Source organism: Brumimicrobium sp. (assembly GCA_023957385.1).
Taxonomy (GTDB): Bacteria; Bacteroidota; Bacteroidia; order Flavobacteriales_D; family Crocinitomicaceae; genus Brumimicrobium.
The window spans coordinates 380,885-400,129 of the sequence record JAMLGZ010000002.1 but is presented as its reverse complement, the minus strand read 5'-3'; the positions used below and the strand labels follow the sequence as shown (position 1 = coordinate 400,129).

Sequence of the window (19,245 nt, the reverse complement as noted above, 5' to 3'; positions counted from 1 at the left end):
TCTACAAATCTATAAATTAATTTTAAAAATCAAAAGAAAAAAATTCTTTTATTAAATCGTCCTCCACATATTCTTTCGATAATTAGTTAACTTTGTATAAATCAAAGAAATTAACGGAATGACATTTTTGCTTTTAAACTTCAGATTATATACTGTCCACATTATTGAAACTGCCTTTATTCTTCTGGTGTATTTTATTTTGAAATATCTCATACGTAAGGCTACAGTAAATGCAGCAAATAAATTAGATAAGCCTCACACACGAGCAACTGTGATTAATAAAGTAATTCATTTTATCTTATTATCCATCCTAATTTTCATAGTTCTACTAATTTGGGGAGTCGAGCAATCACAACTCGTACTTTTCTTAACGTCTCTACTTACAGTATTAGGCATTGCTTTTTTTGCCCAATGGTCAATCATATCTAACATTACTGCTGCAATCATTGTGTTTTTCAACCATCCAGCTAAAATTGGAGATACTATAGAGATGTTTGATAAAGATTACCCTATAAAAGGCATCGTTCATGATATTGGAATCTTCTTTATATATATAGAAACTGAGAATGGAGAAATTATGACTTGTCCGAGTAATCTATTTATTCAGAAAGTCATTATCCGAAGAGATACAAAAAAAATTGCTGTTAAAGATTCTTCTTTACCTCAGCAATAGCTGCTTCCAAACCATCTGATTTTTTACCTCCAGCAGTTGCAAAGAAAGCTTGTCCTCCTCCACCTCCATCAATAAAAGTTGCAGCATTTTTCACCAAGTTCCCCGCATGATATCCTTTTGATTGCACAATGTTGTCTGCTACGATAATATTCAAGGAACAAGAATCACTTGTCTCCCCTCCAACCACAGCAAAGAGATTATCGACTTCACCCTTTAACTGAAATAAAATATCTTTAATCATTTTACTATCCAAAGGAACGATACCTTCAATAAATTGTATATCACCTTTGTTTTGAATAGTATTCTTTAGCTCTCTTTTTATTTCAGCAGCACGAGATTGTGCCATTTTTTCTAATTCTTTTTTTAATTTTTGATTCTCTAGTAAGAGATCCTCTACTGCCTTGATTGTATCCTTTGGGTTCTTAATAGCAGTTTGAACTAGTTCAAGTTCTTCCAGTTTAGCTTGAATATAACATTCAGCACCTGTACTTGTTTTTGCTTCTATTCTACGTATTCCAGATGCAACAGAACCTTCTGAAATAATTTTAAACCAACCAATTTTACCTGTTTCTCCTACATGTGTTCCTCCGCATAGTTCGATAGAATCACCAAACTGAATTACACGAACCGTTTCTCCATATTTTTCTCCAAAGAGCATCATAGCTCCCAAATTCTTTGCCTCATTAATGGGTACATTTCTTCTCTCGTTCAATATCGAATTCTTACGAATCAATTCATTTACTCTATTTTCTACTTTTTGAAGCTCTTCTTTGGTCATTTTCGCAAAATGAGAAAAATCAAAACGTAAATAATCAGGACTTACTAAAGACCCTTTTTGGGCAACATGAGTACCTAATACTTCTCTTAAGGCAAAATGCAATAAGTGTGTGGCGCTATGATTTGCCATAGCTAATTCTCGTTTTTCTTTTTGAACATTCGCTACAAATATTGCCTGAGGGTTCTCGGGCAACTCGTTCACCAAATGAATAATAAGGTTATTCTCCTTCTTAGTATCTATAATATAGGTTCTTTTTCCGTTTGCCTCAATATATCCTGTATCACCAACTTGCCCTCCTCCTTCCGGATAGAAAGGAGTAAGGTTAAATACTAACTGATAAATATCTTTATTGTTTTGAACCACTCTTCGATAACGGGTAATTTTCACTTGAGCGCTCAATTGATCATATCCAACAAATTCCTCAATATCATCTTCTATTAGCTCTACCCAATCATCTGCTTTAATTGTTGCTGCAATTCTAGAGCGATCTTTTTGCTCTTTCAAAGCAGCCTCAAACCCTACCTCATCCACTTCCATACCCGTTTCTTTAGCCATCAAACGAGTTAAATCATAAGGAAATCCAAAAGTATCATATAATTCAAAAGCTTTCTCTCCTGATATAACCGATTCATTGTGTTGTTTTGTTTGGTTAATAATTATTTCAAGGCGTTTAATTCCATGTTCTAAAGTATGAAAGAAACTCAATTCTTCTTCTCTTACCACATCCTCAATTAATTTTCCATTAGCTATCAATTCAGGGAAGGCATCTCCCATTAATTGTACCAAAACTTTGCTTAGAGGAGACAAAAATGGTTCTTTCATTTGAAGTGTTTGATATCCATATCGGACAGCCCTTCTTAAAATTCTTCGAATCACATATCCCGCACCATTATTAGAAGGCAATTGTCCATCCGCAATAGCAAAAGAGATTGCTCTTATATGGTCAGCAATAACACGGAAAGCTATGTCCAGATTATTTTGTTCTCCATATCTAAACCCAGATTGTTTCTCTATTGAACGAATTAGTCCTTGAAATAAATCAATATCATAATTTGATTGTTTTCCTTGTAAAACCATTGCTAAACGCTCTAACCCCATACCTGTATCTACATGTGTTGCAGGTAATTTCTCTAATGTTCCATCTGCCTTACGGTTAAACTGCATAAACACTAGGTTCCAAATTTCAATAACTTGCGGATGATCTTGATTAACCAAAATCTTACCATTTATTTTCAGTTTTTCCTCAGCTGATCGAATATCAACATGAATCTCAGAACAGGGTCCACAGGGTCCAGTCTCACCCATTTCCCAAAAATTATCCTTTTTACTTGCTTCGATTATTCTATCTTCTGAAATCCATTTTTTCCAGAAATCATACGATTCTGTATCTCTTGGAACTCCATCTTTCTCATCTCCACCAAAGATGGTAACATATAGATTATCCTTATCTATCTTATAAACTTCGGTTAATAATTCCCATGCCCAATCAATTGCTTCTTCTTTAAAATAATCTCCAAAGGACCAATTTCCAAGCATCTCAAACATGGTATGATGATAGGTATCTACTCCTACCTCTTCCAAATCATTATGTTTTCCTGAAACACGCAAACATTTTTGGGTATCTGCAATTCTAGGATACTTAGAAACTGCATTTCCTAAGAAAAATTCTTTAAAAGGATTCATACCCGCATTCGTAAACATTAAAGTTGGGTCATCTTTAATCACCATAGGAGAAGAGGGCACAATCTCATGCTTTTTACTTTCAAAAAATGTCAAATATTGCTTTCTAATTTCTTCGAGTTTCATTTGAAAAACTGTTAATCAACGTTAATAATTTTTGCAAATTTAGATTAAATCCCTAAATTCGTTGACCTTTATACAGAAATAATGTCAAAGTTTAGATTTAATCCCAAGACACTCTCGTATGAGAAAGTCCGTCGTTCATTCGGGGAACGTATATTGCGTGGGTTAATCTTTATTGCTCCAACTGTTGCATTAAGCCTCGTTTTTGGTTTTTTTATTTCGTACCGACTCCCTTCACCAAAGGAAAAATTCTTAAGAATTGAAAATGAAGAATTAAAGCAAGAATTCAAAAATTTACAGAGTAGACTAAATACAATAGACCAAGTGACTGAGATTATCAAGAAACGAGATGAAGACTTATATCGGACTGCTCTCGGGGCAAATGCCTTTCCCGAAGAATTAAGACTTATGGGAGTTGGAGGTGGTGATGCTTACGAAGCATATAAGAATATGAGTAATAGTAAACTGCTTATAACAACAGCTCAAAAATTAGATGAAATTGAGAGAAAATTACACGCACAAAGTATTTCTTTTAAAGATTTAGTAAAACTAGCCAAAGACAGGAAGAACAGATTAGCCTCCTTGCCGGCAATACAGCCAGTTAATAATAAAGACTTAAAACACGTTGCCTCGGGTTATGGATGGCGAACTGATCCTATATATGGAACCAGGAAAATGCATTGGGGACTTGATTTCACAGCCCCTAAAGGTTCGGATGTCTATGCTACTGGGAATGGAGTCGTAGAAGAAGTTAATATAAATAGCTGGGGATATGGAAGGGAGATAGTAATTAATCACGGTTTTGGCTACAAAACACGCTATGCACACTTAAGTGAGTTCTTAGTAAAACGTGGAGATGTAGTAAAACGTGGAGATCGAATTGGATTAGTAGGTAATACAGGTAAATCTACAGGTCCTCACTGCCATTATGAGGTAGAAAGTAACGGAAATAAAGTGAATCCTATTAATTTCTTTCACTCTGACTTGACTCCTGAACAATATGAAGAGATTGTTAAGATTTCAAACAACTCAATGAAATCACTGGATTAATCGAATACAATCTTAGAAATCATCTTCATCTATAGAAAAATCATCTAGAGGAGAATAAAAATCGTCCTCTCCCATTTCATCTGTTTCGAATTCTTCATCCATGCCAGATGTGTCTATTTTACTTGAGCGTAAAACATTTGTTTGGGAGATATTTAATCTGATTTCAGTTTTAATAGTTCCATCTTCTCGCTGAAATGCTTTTGCATAAGGCGTGCCGACTAACTCAACTAATGTTCCACTCTTTAGAAAATCTAAAATTCTCATGTTCCCTCCTTCACGTTTCCAAATAGTACAATTTACCCAAGTGGTTTTTGTACGAGATTCGCCTGTCTTTTTATCTCTCCAATTCTTATTGTGAGCAACAGGAAAGTTAATAGCTACTACTCCTTTTTCCATCTTTCTTATAACGGCATCTTTACCAATGTTTCCTATAAGTCTTGTTTCAAATACTGTTGCCATTTTGTTTGAGTTTAGTTTATTATTGAGATGAAGATAAATATATTTTAATGATGTTGCTACTTTTTAAAGAAAAATTTTAATCGCTTTCTTTACTTTGTTCACATAACTCATTATCAGTTATTTTCATTAAAGTCAAACCTATAAACATAGCTATAAAAGAAACTCCTTGCTGTGTTTCAAGTGTATCTTCTGATAAGAATGAAATAATAGCAATGAGTGTAAAACCAATGCCTATGATATATTTATTTCTTATATTTTTATATAAGAACCAAATCCAAAATAAGATAAATGCTATAAAACCAAGTATTCCAAAACTTATCCAAAAAGTTAAAAATTGATTGTGGGCTCGATACCAATGATCATTATCCAAATTCGTTTTAGTTTCTTCATATACTCTGTTAAAGGCATTCTGGACGTCGCCTGTCCCAACACCTACAATCCAATTTTTTTTAATAATTTCTTTGGCAACATTCCAATGAACAAAGCGCTGACTAACGGTATTCCCATCTGGATCATTCCCTAATGAATACTGTAAAAAAGTATTTTGTAGTTCTCTAAATTCTCTATACAATGAAGGGTATGATTCTAGCACAGAAGTTGTCCCATTTTCAATAAGCTTAATTTCATCTTTTGAGAGTGATTCAATACCTTCCTTATCTTTTCTTATTCCTTTAGAGGTCAAATAGAGAATTAGATTAGTCTTTAGAGTTAATCCATTAGGCATCTCTTGCTCCAAATTCATGTTTGAGTACTTATTCCAAGTACTATCTATTTCGTCTTCTGCAATAAAAACTAATACAGGATTCCCATTCTCTATCCATAAACTAGTTGTATCGTGAAAATATCTTTCGTTATGAGCAGAAAATTGATCTAAATGTTCAAAATTCCAACTCTCCTTATTTGGGCGTAAAGACACTAGGAAGAGAGAGATAAAAAGTATAATTAGACTTAAACATAAAGTAAAGGCAGTAATTCTAATTGATTTTGAGGGGATTCTCCATGTCAATATTAATATGATAACAAACAGGATTACTCCATATACCAAATAACCATTGACTACCTGACTTGCAAACGTATAATAGCTAAACCAGCAGAAAAGGACAAGGAATAACCACCATTTCCTTTTATCTTCTATCCAAAGAGAGAAAGAGATTAAGATACCCATCACGATAAGTAATGCATATCGGATATGAGAACCAAATCTAGAAAATTCCCTATAATCAGTAATCTCTCCCGAAATAATAAAGCTAAAATTAATTAGGGAAGTAATAATTAATGATATAAGAAAACCGTATAAAATATAATTAAAGAATCTCTTTTGTATAGGATAGGCTATCAAGGCTGTCGGAACAACAAATAATGGTAATTTAGCCTTAATATCTTTAAATCCATAGCTAAAATCAGAAGTATAAAAGAGTCCAAGTATATGTAGCAAAAAGAAAGTTAGGATAAACCAGAATGTAGGTTCTTTTCTCCATCGTTCCCAATAGGTTTTAAATTCCATCTTAAGCAACACATTGGAAACTAACCAAATAGCTCCTATAGACATCAAAACCTTACTCAATGGAAGTCCTACTGCAATGATAAATAATCCAAAAGTTTGGAGATAATCTTGAATTTTAAAACCAAATAAACGATCTAGCATTTAATTATTTAGTAGGATTTAAAATGGATTTATATTGCTCCTCATTGTTTAAAATTTCTATTCCTTCCTTTAACGCTTTGTCGTCCTTAAAAGAATTCTCAACTCTACCTTCCTGATAATAATATCTAGAAACAATTTCATTGCTTAACACTTCCTTAATTTCATCTGCAAATAGGTCTAAATCAGAACTTTTAGAAACTTTTAAGACATCATATAAAGCCTGATATTCGCCATTAATTTTTTTATCATACCCTTCCTGTTCTGCTACCCTTAATACTTTTTCTAATTGCTCTTGTGTCGTTGATTTGTATTCAAAATCCTGTTTTAATACATATTCCTTAAACTCCTTATAGATGTCATCGGTAATTATAAAATTCTTAGCAACATCTATAGTAGGATGAGATAACGCAAATTCAGTTGCATAATTAAATATAATATTATCAATTACTAATACTCCTAACAACTTAGAGAAATATTCATCTTCTAACTTAACATCAGGATCTACTCCTCTACCATCAATTACCTCTCTACCATTCTTTGTATGGAAAATTTTAATTAATGAATCTGGAATCTTATCTACCATACCATCTTGCCTATGGTAGTAATCTAACTTTTGTACACATCTACCTGAGGGAGTGTAATATTTTGCTATAGTCAATTTCATTTTAGCTCCATATTCTAAATCCAGGGTACGTTGAACCAAGCCTTTACCAAAAGTGTTTTTCCCAACAACTACTGCTCTATCCAAATCTTGTAGTGAACCTGAAACAATTTCAGAGGCCGAAGCCGAATTTTCATCTACTAAGACTACTAATGGGATATCTATATCAAGTGGCATATTTCTAGTTTTATATGTTCGATTTTCATCTTCAATCCTACCCATTGTCTTTACAATTTCTACATCACGAGGAACAAAGAAGTTAACAATATCAATAGCTTCTATTAAAAGCCCTCCTCCATTTCCTCTCAAATCAAGAATGAGTTTTTTCATTCCTTCATGTGTTAACTTTTCATAAGCCTCCCTTACACTTTTGGAGGCCGTTTGAGTAAAAGATGTCAATTTAATGTATCCGATTTTATTATCTTCATCTACTATTCCTGAATAAGGAACGTCCAATAATTTTATTTCATCACGTGTAATCGTAAATGTCTTTTTTGTTTTATTTGGTCTTTCAACCTCAATGATAAATGTTGATCCTTTCGGCCCTTTTAAAGATTCAGAAACGATATCTGAACTTTTCCCTTTCATATCATTCCCATCAATAGTAAGTATCTTATCTCCTGCCACCAATCCTGCTTTTTGAGCTGGCATACCTTCATAAGGTTCTGCTATTACAATATAATCATCTACTTTTCGAATTAAGGCTCCTATACCCCCATACTGACCTGTAGTCATCAAACGATAATCTTCAATATTTGATTCATGATAATACACAGTATAGGGATCTAATTCTGCTAACATGGCATCAATTCCTGCTTTAGAAATTTCCCCAATTTTTGGATCATCCACATAATATTCATCTAGATTCTTATAAATCAGATCAATTAATTCTAAGTTTTTAATGGTTTCAAACCCCTTAGATTGATTGTAACCTACACTACTCAATCCAATACATAGTAGTATAAACAAAAGATATTTAAAATGCATATAGTATATTTTCAATTTCAAAAGTACGTAAAAACTCTGGTTATTTTAATTCTTTAACTAAACGCAAAAAAAGCACCTCTATTTTATCGCTTATTTTTTGATAGGTTTCTTCTTTTGTTTCCGTATAGACGATAAAGAGGGCTAATTGAAACTCTTGCTTGGATAATTCCGATTCCAATAAATATTTTTTCTTTCTTACACTTTCCCTAATGAGTCGCTTAATACGATTCCTATCTACTGCTTTTTTAAATTTTGCTTTTGGAACAGAAATAACAAGTTGGAAAGTTTTCGGCGTTGACAACTGGGCAGGAAGATATCGCAAAAAGAAGGGATATTCTTTCACCACCTTCCCTTCAGAAAAGATTTGGTCAATAATCTTTTTACTACAAAGTTTATATTCCTTACCAAAACTTTCGTCCATATTTGTCATCTGATTTTAACATGCTCAAATTTACAGTAATTTATCAATTTGAGTTCTTAAATCATTTCGAGATTGGATACCGGCTGCACGCCAGACAATTTCATTCTTGTATAAGAGTATAAAAGTTGGTACACTCTGAATAGAATATTGTTTAGAAATCAATTGATTTGTCTCAATATCAATTTTAACTATTTGTAGTTTATCCCGATACAAATTCTCCATTTCTTTTATTATAGGAATCATAGTCTGGCAAGGTCCACACCAATCTGCATAAAAATCAATTAAGACTGGCTTAACATCACTACTAACAGATTGAAAATCGGGCATTTCTTTATTTCTTTTATTGAACATCCAAATATAATTAATTTCATTCTTTATTTTCTAGTTATTTTTCCTAGACTATTGTGTATTCTAAAATTATCCCGAAATTTGCAGACAGATTTATGAATAAACAAAAAAATATACGAGACTTTAATAAAGAGGAACTCAAAGAAATTCTTAGAGAACTTGGAGAGAAACCTTTCCGTGCACAACAAATCTATGAATGGCTTTGGCAAAAAAATGCTGGCTCTTTTGAAGAAATGACCAATTTGAGTAAACCCCTCCGTGAGAAATTAGAAACAAATTTCTTCATTGATAAGATAAAATTAGAGGAACAGCAAATATCTTCTGACGGAACAATCAAATGTGCTTTTAACGTAGGGCCTGGCAAGGTGGTAGAAGGAGTGTTAATTCCAACCTCATCTCGTATGACAGCATGTATATCTAGTCAAGTAGGTTGTAGCTTAGGCTGTGAGTTTTGTGCTACTGGACAATTGAAGCTATTAAAGAATTTATCTGCAGGAGAGATTTTTGATCAAGTAGTATATTTAAAAAATCTAGCTGAAAAAAAATATCAACAAAACTTAACCAATATTGTATATATGGGGATGGGAGAACCTCTTCTCAATTACAAAAATGTACTAGACAGCATTGACAAAATAACTTCTGAAGAAGGTTTGGGCATGTCTCCCAAAAGAATTACAGTATCAACTTCTGGAATTTCTAAAATGATTAAGAAATTAGGGGCCGATGAAGTGAAATTTAATTTTGCTCTTTCATTACATGCAGCTAATGATAAAAAAAGAAGCAAAATAATGCCTATTAATGATACAAACGATCTAGCCTCGTTAAAAGAATCTTTAACTTATTTTCATGAAAAAACAGGTACGAGAGTCACCTATGAATTTATTGTGTTTAAAGATTTTAATGATAGTATTGAGGATGCACAAGAATTAGCCGAATTTTGTAAAATAGTTCCTTGCAAAGTAAATCTAATTGAATACAATCCTATAGAAGGAGTAGATTTTCAACGTACTAGCTCTGAAAAGATGGATGCATTTGCTAAGTATCTTGAGGATAAAAATATAATTGTAAATGTACGTCGTAGTCGCGGAAAAGACATTGATGCAGCCTGTGGACAATTAGCTAATAAGAATCAAGCTGCGGAACAAGTTATTCATAAAAAATAGACTCAGTTAATATTTTTTTTGTTTCATCAGTCTTTATCTCTATATTTGTAATCAATTAATTTATTTTTTATGAAAAAAACTATTACTTTATTAGGTCTAGCTCTACTAGTTGGATCTTTTGCATTTTCACAAGAAAATGCTCAGACTAAGGCACAAACTGTAGAACAAGAGAAGACTGTTCAGCCGGTGCAAAAGGAAGCTGTAAAAGCAGAAGCTAAAGCTGTAAGAAGATTAGAATCAAGTGAAATCAAGAGTGCTGAACTAAAGGAAGCAAAGATAGTACCTGCTGAGACTTCTCCTGCTGTTGAGCCTAAAACTACAGAATCTGAAAATAATTCAAATAAATAATTTAAAATCTATTATTACTTCCGATGAAAACAATAAATATGCTTGGAATGGCATTAGTTGCTATTCTTTTAACCTATAGTGTCTCATTCTCACAAAGCTGTGATACGCTGAGAAACTTTATTAAACCTGCTAATAATACTTACACCACTTGGACTAGCAATGGCGATGGCTTACTCTTGGGGCAAGATGAAATCTTTGACGGAACTGACACATACGAAACTGATGTATGGGTAGAACCTTATAACATCGGTACACAATCTAACCAAATTCGTGCGGTTAGAATGTTGCCTTGGAAAATCAAAAATGCTAGTAACAATGGTAAAATAACACTTCGTGTTTATAATGCTTCAGGTAATCAACCGGGAACTCAACTATATTCTCAAGTTGTTCCTTTTAGTTCTTTGAAACCTGAAATGTATTGGAGTCAAATAGAATTAACAACTCCTATATCAGTCACAGGTAAATTTTTTGTAGGGTATGAAGTAACTTTCACCTCGCCTGTTGATTCTTTTGCTTTAGCAACAACTCAGCCTACTTCTAATTTTACATTATTCCATTTATCAGGTCCTATAGGTTCATACTTTTACAATCAATGGAAAGGCGTGAATGAGGTTTATTCTTCAAACGGCACTCCAATTAATAGTGCTTTCGCATTTGAAGTATTATTATCAAATGGAACAAAACCCGTTGCTGACTTTAGTATAGATAATGACGAGGTATGTCTAAGTGGACATATTAATGTGGACGCTTCTGCTTCAACTGGAACTATTGACACCTATAATTGGTTGATTACTGATGATGATGTCACACAATTCTATGTGGATTTCTATGGTAACGCAATCGATCAGGTTGGACCTAGTCAAAGTTCTCCTCAAAATCAGTCACTTTTTTTACTTGTCAATGGAGCATGCCATTCAGATGCAACTGGTTACTATATTAAGGTTTATCCGGATGTAACTGCAACAGTTACCCCAACCGATGCTCATTGTGGAAATAATGGGTCGATTACTATAACCAACGCTTCTGGAGGAAAACCTCCTTATTTATATTCTTCTGATGGAGGTGTGAATACACAGTCAGGTAACACATTTAACTTACCTGCTAATTCATATAATACACAAGTCATAGCTGATGGTAATGGTTGCGTTTATTCTCAAACTGTTACTATTAACAATGTTCCAGGAGAAACTTTAACACTTGGTGCAACGCCAGCTCCTATTTGTGCCGGAAATCAAGTTACATTAACCGCTTCTGGTAATGGAACAATCACTTGGTATATTGGGGTAACTCAAGTAGGGACAGGTGCTTCTTATACAGCTTCTCCTGCCACAACTACAACTTATGATGTGAAACTAACAGATGGAAATGGTTGCGTAGATTCAAAACAAATTACAGTTACTGTAAATCCTTCAGCAGATGCAACATTTAATTACAGTTCTAATACATTTTGCAGTGGTGGAAGTAATGTAACTCCAATAATTTCACAATCTGGTGGAGTATTCTCTTCTACTTCAGGACTCGTATTTGTAAATACGGCTACTGGTGAAATTGATGTAACAGCTAGTGCTGATGGTCAGTATACTGTTACTTATACCATTAGTGGAACATGTGGTGATACTAAAACACAAAATATCACTATTACATCTGCTCCTAATGCATCATTTACTTATTCAAACAATGCGTATTGTCAAAATGAAGGAACAGTGAGTCCTATTTTCAACGGAGGAAGTGCGGGTTTATTTAGCTCTACAAATGGTTTAAATATCAATAGTAATACTGGTGTAATTACAACTAATTCTAGTGTTCCAGGTTCATATACTGTAACTAATACAATCGCAGCATCAGGTTCATGTCCACAAGCAGTAGAAACATTTAACATTACAATAAACGGATTACCAGCTGTGGATGCAGGACAAGATCAAACATTATGTACTTATAATAATGCAATTATACTTAATGGTACACCAAATGGAGGAACTTTCTCAGGGCAAGGGGTTACTAATAATAGTTTTGATCCATCCATTGGTATAGGAACATACACTATCACCTATACATATAATGATGGTACTTGCGAAAATTCTGCTACTATGACTATTACAGTAGATGGTTGTGCTTCTGTAGATGCAAATAATTTAAATACAAATGTGACTATTCATCCTAACCCTGCGACAAGTCATGTAGATGTTGTAACAGGTAATCTTATTGTTAAAGAACTTCAAGTAGTTACAACAGATGGAAAAATCATTACTACTGATATCTCGACAATAGATAGTCATACTATTCGAATCAATACTTCTTCTATAGTAAAAGGGATGTATATCATCCAAATCTCAACAGAGAATGGAGTATTATCTAGAAAAGTATTAGTTCAATAAAAAAAACAAAATTACGGTATAAAAAGAGCAGCTTTTAGTTGCTCTTTTTTGTTTAAATAGGACATAACTTCATATTATGATATAGATGTTCAACCATACACATTTTAATTTGTTAGGCTAAAAATGAATATGTGAAAGCAATTATTGTATATGCTAGTTTAACAGGGAACACCGAGGTTGCAGCAAATTTCTTAGCGAATTGTTTACGTTCATTAGAAATACAAGTAGATATCTATGAATGTCAACAAATAAATCCATCAACTTTCCTTGAGGCAGATATTTGTATTGTTGCTTCTTATACTTATGGCTCAGCTGGAAACCTACCAGAAGAGATTCACGGGTTTTATGATGATTTAAAAAGTGTGAATTTAAAAGGAAAGATATACGCCTCGATTGGAACTGGAGAAGAGGATTATGGCTATTTCTGCAAATCTGCTGATGACTTTGCTCAACAATTTGATAATACAGGCGCAATAAGCGGCGGGAAAATTCTTAAAATTGAAGGAGAACCTGATATAGAAAGTAAAAAAGAATTAGCTAAATTGGCAAAAGAGATTGTTCAAAGTTATCAGTTACTTAATAAGTAAATTATTTTTTAGTGTATTCCTTAAATACTTCCTCTAGTGACTTTTCTTCTTTACGAATAGTTAATATAAGATTATTTTCTTCTTTCGCAAATTCGGCTATCACTTTTCGAAGATCTATCTCAGCAGATGTTTTTACAACAAATGTATTATCACTAAGGGCTTCCACTTGCATGATGTGGGGAACCTTAGCCAATCGGTTACGAGCCACCTGCTCTTCAAACTCAACATATACCACTTGCTCATTTCCACCAGATTCTAGTTCTTCTGTCTTAGCATTGGCAACCAGATTCCCATTATTTATGATGATAACTCTATCACACACAGCTTCTACTTCCTGCATAATATGAGTAGAAAGCATCACTGTTTTTTCTTTTCCTATTTTTTTAATTAATCCACGAATCTCTACTAACTGGTTGGGATCTAATCCTGATGTTGGCTCATCTAAGATCAATACTTCCGGATCATGAATAATTGCTTGAGCCAGTCCTACACGTTGTCGGTATCCTTTGGATAAAGCACCAATTATTTTATGTTGCTCTTTTTGTAAACCTACTAAATCAATAACCTCTTCAACTCTTTTATCGATATCCTTTATCTTGTATATTTTCCCTACAAACTTCAAATATTCTTTTACATACATATCCAAATAAATAGGATTATGTTCGGGTAAATATCCAATCTTATCTCTTGCTTTCAGAGGTTCCTTCTTTATGTCAATACCACATACCTCTACATCTCCTTCCGTTGCAGGTATAAAACCTGTAATTATTTTCATAGTGGTAGATTTACCAGCACCATTAGGTCCTAAGAAACCTAATATTTCACCCTTTTTAGCTTCAAATGAAATGTTATTTACGGCAACTTGCTCTCCATAGATTTTAGTAAGATATTTAACAGAAATTGACATGTTTACAATTTTATTTTACGAAGATATTATTTGCCTTTGAAAGCACTGATAGCATTCACAGTAAATTCAGATAACACAAGTTTTCCACTCATAGCAGCTCTTTCTGCCAATAAACTATCCCAATCTTCAGTTCCTCTCCAAATAGTTTCTTTCATTAATTTCATAGCTTCAGGGTTAGACTTTGATAATTGATTAGCTAGTTTATCAACTTCTTTATCCATCTCTTCAATCGTATCGTATATTTCAGCATACAAACCATTATCTCTTGCCCATTCTGCGCTCTTCCAAGTTGTAGCATCAATAGCTAAACGACTCATACCAGAAACCCCAACTTTACGTTCTACTGCTGGACCAACAACAAAAGGGCCAATTCCTACCGCTAATTCTGATAACTTTACAGAAGCTTCACGTGTAGCATAGCAATAATCAACTGCAGATGCTAAACCAACTCCACCTCCTACTGCTTTCCCTTGAACTCTTCCAATAATAAATTTTGGTGCTTTTCGACAGGCATTGATTACATTGGCAAATCCTGAAAAGAATATTTTTCCTGTTTCTAAATCTTTAATAGAAATTAATTCATCAAAACTGGCACCGGCACAAAATGCTTTTTCTCCTTCAGATTTTAATACAATAACTTTTACTTCATTATTATTACCCATTTCTGTAATTGTTTCTGCCAGCTTCTTTAAAACCCTACCAGGTAAAGAATTACTTAATGGATGATGGAAAGTAATCGTTGCAACACCTCTTGAATCTACATCAAAATGAACATCTCCTTGAAGAATAGCATCAGTTGTACTCATAATTTGAATCTATTTAATAATTAGACCACAAATGTACAGATTTAGATCAACTTTTGAAGCTCCTTATCCAAATTTGGTAGATCGTCTATCCTAATTTTAAAATTTTCTTGCAAAACCCTTCGAATTGAAGAAAGATTAGTCAGTTTTTCTTTCACTGATTTTTTACCAAGGTAATGTGTAGAAAGCACGTTATTAAACAAAGTATATCTACATTCTTCTGTTGCTATAGCAGCTTTTAATTGATATGTAAATGAAGAGTCTGGATGTGCAGAGGTGTACCAATTAGCTATTTTAAAATCAGGAGGATATTGCTCTTGCAAATCAAAAAGATAAAGAGATACCCATCTACTTTGAATCATTATTTGTAAAATATAATGATTTCTTTCTTTAATTATTCTAAAATTTTCTTTCGTTGTTTTTTGGATCCGATTGCAAACTAAACGAATTGGACTCGTTGGATCGAACCCTCCAAATCCTACATCGGCAATAAAGTTTTTCCCATCTAAAGAAACAAGTACAATCATGTGAGTCCTTTGTAAATCCTCTATTCTCTTCCCCTTTGCATACACCTTGCCTAATAAACCTCGCACTTCAAAACCAATAGCTTTAAAAACTTCTAATAACAATCTATTATGCTCAAAGCAATATCCTCCCCTATGCTCTACTATAAATTTATGAGCAATAGTTTCTAACTCTAAGGAAACAGGAAGTCCCACCAGAGGATTAAGATTTTCAAATGCAAAAGTCTGGGTGTGTCGTAGGATAATTTGAGAGAGTGTCTTCAAACTTACATCGGGCGTACCTTGAAATTTAATTCTTCTTAAATATTGTAGCAATAGTTTTTGGTTCATCTTGTAATTTCTTCTCGTAGGTATAACAAATTTCAAACCATATAACGCTAAATTATGCAATTCATTGTCATTAATTGCATTCCTATTTTAAGAGATTGATTATCAATATTAAAAGTAGCTGTATGTAAACCTGATATTCTTTGAGCATGTTTATTCCTAACACCAATTCTAAAAAAACAAACTGGAACAACTTGTGCATAAAACGAGAAGTCTTCAGATCCCATACGCATTTCCATATTGGGAATTACATTTTCTGCTCCCAACCAATTTTGAGCATTTTGAATAAACTCTCGTGTAGTAGTTACATCATTTTCCAAGAATGGATAACCATGACTAATTTCAACCTTAGCCTCTGCTCCATGTGCTTGTGCAATTAATTCAGATTGTTTCTGTATTCTCTCTAAAGCCTCAGCTCTCCACCTTTCATTCATTGTTCTAAACGTGCCTTTGAGATGGACTCTTTCTGGAATTACATTTGTTGCGCCCAATCCTTCAAAATGACCAAAAGTAAGAACACAAGGGATATTTGGGTCACAATTTCTACTAACTATTTTTTGTAAGGAGGTAACTATTTCAGCACCCACTAGAATACTATCAACTGCTTGTTGTGGTCTTGCTCCATGCCCTCCTTTACCAATAATATCAATATATATTTCATCACATGAAGCCATAAATAGCCCCTCTTTTGTTCCCACTTTTCCCACTTCGATATCTGGATCCGCATGTAAAGCATACATCTTCATAACAGGCGGATTTGAAAGACAATCTGCCTTAATCATAAGACCGGCTCCTCCTGGATTTTTCTCTTCTCCTGGTTGAAATATCAACTTAACAGGATGCGGAAGGTTTTCTCGTAATTCCCATAAAATCTCAGCCACTCCCAGAAGTATAGAAGTATGCACATCATGCCCACAAGCATGCATTACACCCTGATTCTTAGAAGCAAAAGGGATTTCATTTAACTCTTGAATAGGTAGTGCATCTATATCTGCTCTTAAACCAATACAAGGTTGATTTTCAGAGTGATGTTTTCCTTTAATCAAAGCTACAATACCAGTTTCAGCTACTCCTGTTTGGTGAGGGATTCCAATTTGAGATAATTGTTCAGAAATAAATTTCATAGTATTGTATTCCTGATAAGATAATTCTGGGTATTGATGTAGGTGTTGCCTATATCCGACAACCTTCTCAAATAGTTCTTCAGACTTAGCAATAACAACGGATTTCACATCGATATTCATGAATTGAGAAATTTATAGAGAAATAAATTTTATTTTTGTCAAAGCTAAAAGTAATCAATTTTGCGGATTTGTTGATTGATTTACTACCAAATTTAGATAAGCACTATGAGAATTGTAAAATTCATATTCAATCCCATCCAAGAAAACACATATATTGTGTTTGACGAACAGAAGAATGCAGTAATTATAGATCCAGGTTGTTATTTTCAAGAGGAAAGAGATTTATTAAGGAATTACATCAGTGAAAATCAATTAAATATTTGCGCGATTCTTAATACCCATGCTCATTTAGACCATGTGATGGGAAATGCTTTTATGAAAAGAGAATTTGGTGTTGACTTATATCTTCATCAGGCTGATTTACCTACTTTAGCTATGGGAGAAAAGAGTGCACAATTATATGGCATGTATCAATTTGAACCATCTCCACTACCAGATAAATATCTTGAAGATAAACAAAAACTACAATTTGGCGACATGGAATTTGAAGTGATTTTTGGTCCTGGACACTCTCCAGGACATGTTGCTTTTTATAGTTCAAAAGACAAATTAGTAATTAATGGAGATATCCTTTTCAAGGGAAGTTATGGTAGAGTGGATTTGCCCGGGGGCAATTTTGATGTATTAAAACATACAATCACTCAAAGAATGTTTTTACTTCCGGACGATACTGTTGTATATAGCGGTCATGGCACAGAAACAACCATTGGTGATGAAAGAATGAGCAATCCAATACTTTGGTAGTTTTTATACATACAATAAACTACATATCATTTAATTGTATCGTCCTAAATAAGCGTTACATATTTTAAACAAAAATAATTAAAACTTCTGTGAAGCTAGCTTCACAGAAGTTTTTTTATAAGTTTTTCTTTTTATAGTTCTTTGCATATGCATTTTACTTGGTGTTAACAATTCACATGACAGATGTGGTCTTTGGTTATTATAGATTTCAATAGATTCTTTTACAATTTTTTTCATTGTTTGAATATCAGCTTTATAATTTTCCAATAAAAACTCATCCTTTAATATTCCATTTACTCTTTCAGCTACCGCGTTTGCATACGGATCATAGCTTTCAGTCATACTAGGTCGAATATTTTTCCTTTTAAGACATTCTTGATATTTATTACTACAATATTGTATTCCTCTATCAGAATGATGAATCAAAGGATGATTCTTATATATACGATTTTTACAGGCCATTTTAAGAGCTCTTAAAGCACCTTCTGTTGCAAGGCTATTTGATAAATCATACCCCATTATCCTCTTTGAATAAGCATCCGTTACTAGAGCTAAATAACCATTACCTCTTCCTTCAATATAAGTTATATCTGATACCCATACTTGTTCTGGTTTTGTTATTTCTAAATTCTCTACAATATTTTTATATTTATGAAATCGATGATGAGAATTAGTTGTGATATGATAGTTTTTCCTTGGAATTACTAACATATGATTTGCTCTAAGAATATCAAAAAGTTTATCTCTACCCACATGAAGACCTTTTAATTCTTCTTTTAAAAGAAAATAAAGCTTCTTAGTACCTATTCTAGGCATTTTTATACGTACATTATTAACCATTTCAATAACTTGGCTAGCGACTTCTCGTTTTTCATTTATAAGCCAGAAACTACGATAATAGTATTGTCTATTTATCCCGACCAATCCACAAAGATAGCCTATTGACCTTTGCCTTTCTTTGTTTGTTTCTTTGATTGATCGGGGAAGGAGTTTTTTCTTACAGGAAGCATATATTCTTTTTCTGCTATGTCTATAAGCTTATCCAAAATATAAGCTTTATCCTCGGCTTTCATTAATTGTTCCTCTAAGAAATCATTCTTTGATTCCAATAACCGTAATTTCTGCTCTAACTCTTGGATTCTTTGTTGTGGTGTTTTCATAAATATAGAATTAGAACTGTTTTTTAAATCAAAGATACCAAATTTCCTTCTCCAATTTAAAATTGTACTATGAGATTGTATACCGTACTTTCGCATTACTGCTTCGGTACTAATTTCTCCGCTTTCAACTTCTTTAACTACAGCTAATTTAAAAGACATGCTGTAATCTTTTTGTGTACGTTTAATGTACTGATTTTTAGATTTATCCATAACATTACTTTTTTTAGTGTAACGCTAT

At 33.2% G+C, this 19,245-nt stretch carries 19 protein-coding genes; 7 read left to right on the top strand and 12 right to left on the bottom strand.

The genetic code is table 11. The features are described from left to right. Nucleotides 1-118: 118 nt before the first annotated feature. Nucleotides 119-673 carry a mechanosensitive ion channel family protein gene (locus M9897_12910; GenBank protein MCO5269786.1) on the top strand — a complete coding sequence of 185 codons (555 nt, stop codon included), beginning with the start codon at nt 119-121 and terminating at the stop codon, nt 671-673. Here M9897_12910 and alaS read toward each other — a convergent pair. Beyond that, the gene (gene alaS, locus M9897_12905) at nt 645-3,257 is read right to left on the bottom strand and encodes an alanine--tRNA ligase (GenBank protein MCO5269785.1); all 2,613 of its coding nucleotides are present in this window, start codon (nt 3,255-3,257) and stop codon (nt 645-647) included. The genes M9897_12910 and alaS overlap by 29 nt on opposite strands. Before the next feature lie 81 nt (nt 3,258-3,338). On the opposite strand from alaS, the gene M9897_12900 reads away from it, so the two are divergent. Then, on the top strand, nt 3,339-4,304 hold the full coding sequence (locus M9897_12900) for a peptidoglycan DD-metalloendopeptidase family protein (GenBank protein ID MCO5269784.1): 966 nt from the start codon (nt 3,339-3,341) through the stop codon (nt 4,302-4,304). Between the two features lie 12 nt (nt 4,305-4,316). Here M9897_12900 and M9897_12895 read toward each other — a convergent pair whose 3' ends face one another. From M9897_12895 to trxA, 5 genes are all read right to left on the bottom strand, one after another. Further along, the gene (locus tag M9897_12895; GenBank protein MCO5269783.1) at nt 4,317-4,763 is read right to left on the bottom strand and encodes a single-stranded DNA-binding protein; all 447 of its coding nucleotides are present in this window, start codon (nt 4,761-4,763) and stop codon (nt 4,317-4,319) included. 76 nt (nt 4,764-4,839) lie between these two features. Beyond that, nucleotides 4,840-6,408 carry an O-antigen ligase family protein gene (locus M9897_12890; protein MCO5269782.1) on the bottom strand — a complete coding sequence of 523 codons (1,569 nt, stop codon included), beginning with the start codon at nt 6,406-6,408 and terminating at the stop codon, nt 4,840-4,842. A 4-nt stretch (nt 6,409-6,412) separates the two neighbouring features. Next, complete coding sequence (locus M9897_12885) at nt 6,413-8,056, bottom strand: S41 family peptidase (GenBank protein ID MCO5269781.1); 1,644 nt, start codon at nt 8,054-8,056, stop codon at nt 6,413-6,415. 40 nt (nt 8,057-8,096) lie between these two features. Beyond that, complete coding sequence (gene rnpA, locus M9897_12880; GenBank protein MCO5269780.1) at nt 8,097-8,477, bottom strand: ribonuclease P protein component; 381 nt, start codon at nt 8,475-8,477, stop codon at nt 8,097-8,099. A gap of 30 nt (nt 8,478-8,507) precedes the next feature. Further along, on the bottom strand, nt 8,508-8,828 hold the full coding sequence (gene trxA / locus M9897_12875) for a thioredoxin (GenBank protein MCO5269779.1): 321 nt from the start codon (nt 8,826-8,828) through the stop codon (nt 8,508-8,510). 92 nt (nt 8,829-8,920) lie between these two features. Here trxA and rlmN point away from each other — a divergent pair, with 92 nt between their 5' ends. The 4 genes from rlmN (at nt 8,921) to M9897_12855 (ending at nt 13,298) form a co-directional block, all read left to right on the top strand. Continuing rightward, nucleotides 8,921-9,988 carry a 23S rRNA (adenine(2503)-C(2))-methyltransferase RlmN gene (gene rlmN / locus M9897_12870; protein ID MCO5269778.1) on the top strand — a complete coding sequence of 356 codons (1,068 nt, stop codon included), beginning with the start codon at nt 8,921-8,923 and terminating at the stop codon, nt 9,986-9,988. Between the two features lie 69 nt (nt 9,989-10,057). After that, nucleotides 10,058-10,336, top strand: coding sequence for a hypothetical protein (locus M9897_12865; GenBank protein ID MCO5269777.1), 279 nt, complete (start codon nt 10,058-10,060; stop codon nt 10,334-10,336). 23 nt (nt 10,337-10,359) lie between these two features. Beyond that, nucleotides 10,360-12,711 (top strand): T9SS type A sorting domain-containing protein, encoded by a 2,352-nt coding sequence (locus M9897_12860; GenBank protein MCO5269776.1) that lies wholly within the window; start codon nt 10,360-10,362, stop codon nt 12,709-12,711. 131 nt (nt 12,712-12,842) lie between these two features. Continuing rightward, entirely contained in the window at nt 12,843-13,298 is a 456-nt protein-coding gene (locus tag M9897_12855) for a flavodoxin (GenBank protein MCO5269775.1), read from the top strand. A gap of 1 nt (nt 13,299) precedes the next feature. Here M9897_12855 and gldA read toward each other — a convergent pair whose 3' ends face one another. From gldA to M9897_12835, 4 genes are read right to left on the bottom strand one after another with little or no spacing between them, the layout of a single operon-like run. After that, a complete protein-coding gene (gene gldA, locus M9897_12850; protein ID MCO5269774.1) occupies nt 13,300-14,205 on the bottom strand; it encodes a gliding motility-associated ABC transporter ATP-binding subunit GldA in 906 nt (301 codons plus the stop codon). A gap of 26 nt (nt 14,206-14,231) precedes the next feature. Further along, nucleotides 14,232-15,011 carry an enoyl-CoA hydratase/isomerase family protein gene (locus M9897_12845; GenBank protein ID MCO5269773.1) on the bottom strand — a complete coding sequence of 260 codons (780 nt, stop codon included), beginning with the start codon at nt 15,009-15,011 and terminating at the stop codon, nt 14,232-14,234. A gap of 41 nt (nt 15,012-15,052) precedes the next feature. Next, entirely contained in the window at nt 15,053-15,862 is an 810-nt protein-coding gene (locus M9897_12840) for an arylamine N-acetyltransferase (protein MCO5269772.1), read from the bottom strand. A gap of 47 nt (nt 15,863-15,909) precedes the next feature. After that, entirely contained in the window at nt 15,910-17,103 is a 1,194-nt protein-coding gene (locus M9897_12835) for an amidohydrolase (GenBank protein ID MCO5269771.1), read from the bottom strand. Between the two features lie 105 nt (nt 17,104-17,208). On the opposite strand from M9897_12835, the gene M9897_12830 reads away from it, so the two are divergent. Next, nucleotides 17,209-17,847, top strand: a complete 639-nt coding sequence (locus M9897_12830) for an MBL fold metallo-hydrolase (GenBank protein ID MCO5269770.1) — start codon at nt 17,209-17,211, stop codon at nt 17,845-17,847. Between the two features lie 78 nt (nt 17,848-17,925). On the opposite strand, the gene M9897_12825 is transcribed toward M9897_12830, so the two are convergent. Both M9897_12825 and M9897_12820 read right to left on the bottom strand, forming a co-directional pair. After that, nucleotides 17,926-18,771: an IS3 family transposase gene (locus tag M9897_12825; GenBank protein ID MCO5269769.1), complete on the bottom strand. Its 846-nt coding sequence runs from the start codon at nt 18,769-18,771 to the stop codon at nt 17,926-17,928. A 14-nt stretch (nt 18,772-18,785) separates the two neighbouring features. After that, complete coding sequence (locus M9897_12820) at nt 18,786-19,217, bottom strand: transposase (protein ID MCO5269768.1); 432 nt, start codon at nt 19,215-19,217, stop codon at nt 18,786-18,788. Nucleotides 19,218-19,245: the final 28 nt, after the last annotated feature.

Coding starts and splice junctions, on each gene's coding strand:
- M9897_12885 (MCO5269781.1), bottom strand. CDS start 8,056: ATGCATTTTAAATATCTTTTGTTTATACTACTATGTATTGGATTGAGT.
- gldA (MCO5269774.1), bottom strand. CDS start 14,205: ATGTCAATTTCTGTTAAATATCTTACTAAAATCTATGGAGAGCAAGTT.
- M9897_12900 (MCO5269784.1), top strand. CDS start 3,339: ATGTCAAAGTTTAGATTTAATCCCAAGACACTCTCGTATGAGAAAGTC.
- M9897_12910 (MCO5269786.1), top strand. CDS start 119: ATGACATTTTTGCTTTTAAACTTCAGATTATATACTGTCCACATTATT.
- M9897_12820 (MCO5269768.1), bottom strand. CDS start 19,217: ATGGATAAATCTAAAAATCAGTACATTAAACGTACACAAAAAGATTAC.
- M9897_12835 (MCO5269771.1), bottom strand. CDS start 17,103: ATGAATATCGATGTGAAATCCGTTGTTATTGCTAAGTCTGAAGAACTA.
- M9897_12890 (MCO5269782.1), bottom strand. CDS start 6,408: ATGCTAGATCGTTTATTTGGTTTTAAAATTCAAGATTATCTCCAAACT.
- M9897_12840 (MCO5269772.1), bottom strand. CDS start 15,862: ATGAACCAAAAACTATTGCTACAATATTTAAGAAGAATTAAATTTCAA.
- rlmN (MCO5269778.1), top strand. CDS start 8,921: ATGAATAAACAAAAAAATATACGAGACTTTAATAAAGAGGAACTCAAA.
- trxA (MCO5269779.1), bottom strand. CDS start 8,828: ATGTTCAATAAAAGAAATAAAGAAATGCCCGATTTTCAATCTGTTAGT.
- M9897_12830 (MCO5269770.1), top strand. CDS start 17,209: ATGAGAATTGTAAAATTCATATTCAATCCCATCCAAGAAAACACATAT.
- M9897_12895 (MCO5269783.1), bottom strand. CDS start 4,763: ATGGCAACAGTATTTGAAACAAGACTTATAGGAAACATTGGTAAAGAT.
- M9897_12860 (MCO5269776.1), top strand. CDS start 10,360: ATGAAAACAATAAATATGCTTGGAATGGCATTAGTTGCTATTCTTTTA.
- alaS (MCO5269785.1), bottom strand. CDS start 3,257: ATGAAACTCGAAGAAATTAGAAAGCAATATTTGACATTTTTTGAAAGT.
- M9897_12845 (MCO5269773.1), bottom strand. CDS start 15,011: ATGAGTACAACTGATGCTATTCTTCAAGGAGATGTTCATTTTGATGTA.
- M9897_12865 (MCO5269777.1), top strand. CDS start 10,058: ATGAAAAAAACTATTACTTTATTAGGTCTAGCTCTACTAGTTGGATCT.
- rnpA (MCO5269780.1), bottom strand. CDS start 8,477: ATGGACGAAAGTTTTGGTAAGGAATATAAACTTTGTAGTAAAAAGATT.